This is a genomic window from Pedobacter sp. 01N416 (assembly GCF_056399685.1).
The window spans coordinates 1-5,556 of record NZ_JBFTRT010000503.1 but is presented as its reverse complement, the minus strand read 5'-3'; the positions used below and the strand labels follow the sequence as shown (position 1 = coordinate 5,556).

The 5,556-nt window shown below is 36.9% G+C and carries 8 protein-coding genes; 7 read left to right on the top strand and 1 reads right to left on the bottom strand.

Annotated features, from left to right (window positions below):
- The coding region (locus AC1DND_RS22385) for a GlxA family transcriptional regulator (protein ID WP_477584815.1) at window positions 1-721 on the bottom strand (721 nt) is incomplete at its 3' end.
- 134 nt (window positions 722-855) lie between these two features.
- Here AC1DND_RS22385 and AC1DND_RS22380 point away from each other — a divergent pair.
- From AC1DND_RS22380 to AC1DND_RS22350, 7 genes are all read left to right on the top strand, one after another.
- The gene (locus AC1DND_RS22380) at window positions 856-1,350 is read left to right on the top strand and encodes a DinB family protein (protein WP_477584814.1); all 495 of its coding nucleotides are present in this window, start codon (window positions 856-858) and stop codon (window positions 1,348-1,350) included.
- A 3-nt stretch (window positions 1,351-1,353) separates the two neighbouring features.
- Window positions 1,354-1,755 carry a DinB family protein gene (locus AC1DND_RS22375; protein WP_477584813.1) on the top strand — a complete coding sequence of 134 codons (402 nt, stop codon included), beginning with the start codon at window positions 1,354-1,356 and terminating at the stop codon, window positions 1,753-1,755.
- A 247-nt stretch (window positions 1,756-2,002) separates the two neighbouring features.
- Window positions 2,003-2,422 (top strand): VOC family protein, encoded by a 420-nt coding sequence (locus AC1DND_RS22370; protein WP_477584812.1) that lies wholly within the window; start codon window positions 2,003-2,005, stop codon window positions 2,420-2,422.
- 310 nt (window positions 2,423-2,732) lie between these two features.
- Window positions 2,733-3,113 carry a DoxX family membrane protein gene (locus AC1DND_RS22365; RefSeq protein WP_477584811.1) on the top strand — a complete coding sequence of 127 codons (381 nt, stop codon included), beginning with the start codon at window positions 2,733-2,735 and terminating at the stop codon, window positions 3,111-3,113.
- A gap of 100 nt (window positions 3,114-3,213) precedes the next feature.
- Window positions 3,214-3,645 (top strand): DUF2147 domain-containing protein, encoded by a 432-nt coding sequence (locus AC1DND_RS22360; RefSeq protein ID WP_477584810.1) that lies wholly within the window; start codon window positions 3,214-3,216, stop codon window positions 3,643-3,645.
- 7 nt (window positions 3,646-3,652) lie between these two features.
- On the top strand, window positions 3,653-4,672 hold the full coding sequence (locus AC1DND_RS22355) for a WD40/YVTN/BNR-like repeat-containing protein (RefSeq protein ID WP_477584809.1): 1,020 nt from the start codon (window positions 3,653-3,655) through the stop codon (window positions 4,670-4,672).
- A 154-nt stretch (window positions 4,673-4,826) separates the two neighbouring features.
- Window positions 4,827-5,556 (top strand): TerC family protein (locus AC1DND_RS22350; protein WP_477584808.1); only part of this gene is annotated, 730 nt, incomplete at its 3' end.

Below are 5,556 nucleotides of genomic sequence, written 5' to 3'. Positions count from 1 at the left end.
GAATATCTTTAATCATCTCTTCGATGGTAGCCACATCCTGATAATTATTTTCAATTTTTTCCTGGGCAGAAGCAACAATATCATCATTGTGATGACGGATAGGTTGGAAGGTGCTAAAGTACGATTGGTTTACACGGTCCATATCGATTGCAAAAATCTTGGCCACCTTAATGGCCATATCTTTTCCACAATGAAGCTGTAAAAGGTGCAACAATAAATGAAAAGTGGAGGTTGCACCACCACTTGTAAATAATTTTCCATCCTGTGTTACGGTTTTATCAGCCTTTAAATGAACCAGGGGGAATGCCGTAGAAAAGGCAGAGCAGGCATCAACATGTGTGGTAGCTGCTTTACCATCCAACAGTCCTGATGCTGCAAGTAAAAATGCACCAGTACAAAAAGTAGCAATTTCTGCGCCTGCCGCATGTTGTTTGTTTAACCAGGGGATATAACCTCTGTTGGCTCCAATACAATCTTTGATGTCGTTGGTTGCAAATGATGGAACTAAAATCAGTTCGAACTGCCCGGCTTTTTGTAAGGACACACAGGGATGCGTACTAAAATTATAATTTTTATCGTCTAGCGTAATTAAACTAATGTTAAATGGTGTTTCAAGCGCATCTTTTCTGTAAAAACCATTAACAGTATCAAATACATCTAAAATAGCCGCTATGCTTAATAATCTGAAATTTTGGGGCAGTAAAACACCTACTTGTATCATTTGGTTAAAAATTTAAGTATCGTAAATATATAAAAATTGTCTGAAATGCCCCTTAAGATTGACTTTTACGGCAACGGTGTTCAACTAAATTAAAAGGTAACTTTATTTCAGTTAATCAATTAATTAGTAAACATATGAAAACCACCCCAACGAGTAGCAGAATGTATGGCTTTATAGTGTTGTACGAAATGCAAACAGATTTTTTAGTAAGGGCTTTAGATGGGATAGACCAAAAGGATGCACAGAAAAGATTGGATACGAAAGCAAACCACATTGCTTGGATTACCGGGAGTGTAGTGCATAGCCGTTATTTTCTGGCCAAATCATTCGGTATCGATCTTCCGTCCATAACCGACGATCTTTTTGCCGATAATAAAGGAATTGTGGATGATGCCACTTATCCATTGCTTGAAGATTTCATTAAAGATTGGAAAGAGATTTCTCCAAAGTTACAGCAGGCATTATCCCAGGCTACCGACGAGAAACTGGAAGAGAAACTCAGCATCCCTGGAATGGAGATCACATTGTTTGAAATGATCAGCTTCAACAGTTATCGGGAAGCCAATTGCATCGGGCAGATTGCCTTATGGCGCAGGTTATTAAACTATCCTGGAATGAATTACATGTAAGTTATGGAAAAGATAATAAAAGAAGCCAGCGAAACTTTGTCGGCGTTAGAAAACACCTTATCGAAATTTGATACTGCGCAAATTAATGCAGTACCATTTAAAGGAAGCTGGACAGCAGGCCAACTGGCTGAACATATGATTTTGGCAAATTCTGGCTTTCTGCAAGTCATAAATGGCCCGGTAACCGAAACAGATAAGCCAGCCGATTTAATGGTAGCGCAGATTAGAAACGACTTTTTGAATTTCAACGTGAAGTTCAATTCGCCTCAACAGATTTATCCTGAAGATAAAGTGTATAACCAGTATGCATTATTAGAAAGCTTAAAACAGATCAGGGACAGGATTTCAACTTCGAAGGCAATATTTCAATATCCACCCTTAAAATTTACGATGATATTATTTTAATATTTGCCGATACCGAAAGATTTAAAGGAAATTTTAAAGCCAATACCATAGAAGGGACATGGGAACAATTTGATGGTAAAAACTGGGCACCATGGATGGATATCAAATTGACTAAAATGCGCTCGTAACCTCCTGCTGAACTCGTTTCAGCATCTTATGCTAAATAGATCCTGAAACAAGTTCAGGATGACGATAATAAAAAAAACAAATAATAATTAACCATCCCGAAGGGAAAAACAACAAAACAATGGCGACACTTAACACGTATTTAAATTTTAACGGTAACACCGAAGAAGCATTTAACTTTTATAAATCTATTTTTGGCGGCGATTTTGCTGTGCTTCAACGCTTTAAAGATTCGCCGGGATGCGAAGGTATGGCAGTAGGYGACCAGGAGAAAATCATGCACGTGGCTTTGCCTATTGGTGGCAACGTACTCATGGGTACCGATGTTACCAACCCGATGCCTGCATCTACTTTCGGTACCGGAATCTCACTGTCCGTTGATGCGGCAAGTGAAGAAGAGGCACATACACTTTTTAATAACCTCTCAGCTGGTGGAACAGTAACAATGGCTTTAGAAAAAATGTTCTGGGGAGCCCTTTTTGGTATGGCTACCGATAAATTTGGTATTCAATGGATGGTGAATTACGATTATAACAAATAGCCTGGAGTCAGGAGAAAGGAGCCGAAAGTGTTGGATCCTTAGTCCAGACTTCATAGTCTGGTATACTTATCGCGAGTGCGGTAATGTAAATTGCGTACGCATTAATATAAATCGCGGGTGCGGTAATATAAAGAGCGAATTAGATAATAAATGGTCAATGGCTGATGGTTAATAGATTATGGCTATTAAATATAAAACCTCAACCAAAACAGATTAACTTATTATTACACTAATGTACAATGTACCAATGACTAATGAACTTTAAATAACTTTTATTATTTTTAATTTTAGAAACCAAAATTAATCCAATATGAAAATTGCAATTATTATTATCAGGGTGTTATTAGGAGCACTATACCTATTTGCTTCGGTAACCTATTTTCTTAATTTAATGCCTAAGGCGCCGGAAATGACAGCGGCMCAAACCAGCTTTATGACAGGTATAATGGCCTCCGTTTATCTTTTTCCATTAATTAAAATAACAGAACTGTTATGTGGTGTAATGTTGTTTATCGGAAGGACGGCACCACTAGCATCAATCATTATTTTTCCTGTTACCTTGAATATCTTTTTGTATACCGCATTTTTGGCCCAGCCTAAAGATCTTCCGATGTCGGCCGTGATGTTATTGTTTAATTTGTTCCTGCTTTATGCGTACCGTGCCAAGTATCTACCAATTGTTTCAAAGTAAATTTTAGGATTTTCAAAAATTCTCATACTTTTTCTCTTTATTTAGTGTTTCGATATAAGGTGTAATTATTATCTTTAGAAACTAACTAGAAATAAAAAATATGAGAAAGTTACCATTTTTAATGCTGCTTTTTGTGGCAGTATCGTTTTCTGTATTTGCACAGAACAAAGATGCTATTGTAGGCAAATGGCTTAACCCATCGGGTGAAGGGCAAATAGAAATTTATAAAAAAGGCGATAAATATTATGGGAAATTAGCCTGGATGAAGGAACCCAATTTAAATGGTAAACCTAAATTAGATGCTAAAAATCCTGACGAAAAACTACAGAAACGCGCTTTGTTAAATCTGGAAATATTAAAGGATTTTGTTTACGAAGATGGTAAATGGACCGATGGAACGATTTACGATCCGAAAAAAGGTAAAACCTATAGCTGCAACATGACCTTAGCAGGTAATGATGTATTAAATGTTCGCGGTTATGTAGGTATTTCTCTTTTAGGCCGATCAGAAACTTTTAGACGAGTAAAATAATTTATAGATGAAGAAAATTTTATGGTGCCTTTTAATGGCACCTTTTTTTTGCACCGCGCAGTCGTATTCCTTTAAACCCTTAAACGAGAATACCAAAACCAGTTTACGGGGTTTAAGTGTTGTATCAGATCGGGTTACCTGGGTAAGTGGTAGTAATGGATCGGTAGGTAAAACTACTGATGGTGGTATAACCTGGAAATGGTTAAAACCAAAAGGTTACGAAAAAATCGATTTCAGGGATATTGAAGCTTTCGACGATAAACAGGCCATTATTGTGGGCATTGCTTCGCCGGCATACATTCTGAAAACCGTTGATGGCGGCGAAACCTGGACAGAAAATTATAAAAATGTAGATTCAGCTATATTTTTGGATGGCTTGGGTTTTTGGGATAAAAATAAAGGAATCATCTTCGGTGATCCCATAAATGATAAAATGCAATTACTTAAAACTGTAGACGCAGGTAAAAGCTGGCAAGATATTTCAGCAAATCTAAAAACCAATTTGGCTAAAGGTGAAGCAGGTTTTGCAGCCAGTGGAACAACCATTAAAACATTACCTGGTGGTAAAACCTGGATTGCAGCAGGTGGAACGGTATCTAACATTTACTTTTCTCCAGATTATGGACAAAACTGGCAAGTATTTAAATGCCCCATTTTGCAGGGCGAAAATAGTACGGGTCCTTTCTCGATCGATTTTTTGAATGAAAAAATTGGTGTAACTGTTGGCGGAAACTATGTAAAAGATAAAGAAAACACCAATAATATTCTTTTAACGAGCAATGGCGGCAAAACCTGGCAAAAGCCAGCTACCCCGGTTTTAGGCTTCCGATCGGGCGTAACCTATATTAATGCTAAAACCTTAATTGCTACAGGTACTTCAGGAACAGATATTTCTACTGATGGTGGCCAAAACTGGAAACATATTTCTGATAAAAGTTTTAATGCCGTTCAAAAAGCCAAAAAAGGTAAACAGATTATTCTGGCCGGAGAGAAAGGTAATATCTATCAACTGGTGATCAGCAAATAAATTTCAGCCCTATTGCGTAACAGTTTTATTGATTAAGTATCTAATCAGTAAAACGATTCAATAAATAAAAAAGATTGAAGCATCGGGATTGATAAAATTTTGTTTCTTTGCTGTCAACTAAAACTTTAATTAAAAACATACACACACTCGCTCAATGGATTTTTTGCACACAATTTTAGGTGACGATATACAGGCCGGACTATTAATTATTTTGAATTTAATTGTGATCGAAAGTTTGCTTTCGGTAGACAATGCTGCTGTTTTGGCTACTATGGTAATGGATTTACCAAAATCGCAAAGAGAAAAAGCTTTAAAATATGGCATTATTGGCGCTTATGTTTTTAGAGGGATCTGTTTGTTCCTGGCTGCATGGCTGGTTAAAATCTGGTGGTTGAAACCACTTGGCGGTCTATACCTGTTGTACCTGGCTTTCGATTATTTTAGAAAAAAGAACAATAAAGGCAAGGAAGAAGAAGAAGAGGAAGTAGACAAAAGCAAAAGCTGGATTTATAAATCTACTGTTGGCTTAATGGGGAATTTTTGGGCAACTGTTGCTTTAGTAGAGGTAATGGATCTGGCTTTCTCTATCGATAATGTTTTTGCTGCTGTGGCTTTTACCGATCATATCTGGTTAATCTATATTGGTGTTTTTATCGGGATTTTGGCTATGCGTTTTGTAGCACAGGCATTTGTTAAACTGATGGAGAAATTTACCTTTTTAGAAACGATAGCATTCATCGTAATTGCTGTTTTAGGAATTAAACTTACTTCATCGTTAGTAACGCATTTCTATCCCGAGTCACCTATTTCTCACGCTATCGAAGGCGAAAAAACAGATCTTTTTGTCTCTATTTTTACGGTAGCCATTTTCATTATACCAGTAT

Bases quoted from the DNA above. Each gene is read 5' to 3' on its own strand.
- AC1DND_RS22380 (WP_477584814.1), top strand. From the start codon at position 856: ATGAAAACCACCCCAACGAGTAGCAGAATGTATGGCTTTATAGTGTTG.
- AC1DND_RS22375 (WP_477584813.1), top strand. From the start codon at position 1,354: ATGGAAAAGATAATAAAAGAAGCCAGCGAAACTTTGTCGGCGTTAGAA.
- AC1DND_RS22360 (WP_477584810.1), top strand. From the start codon at position 3,214: ATGAGAAAGTTACCATTTTTAATGCTGCTTTTTGTGGCAGTATCGTTT.
- AC1DND_RS22355 (WP_477584809.1), top strand. From the start codon at position 3,653: ATGAAGAAAATTTTATGGTGCCTTTTAATGGCACCTTTTTTTTGCACC.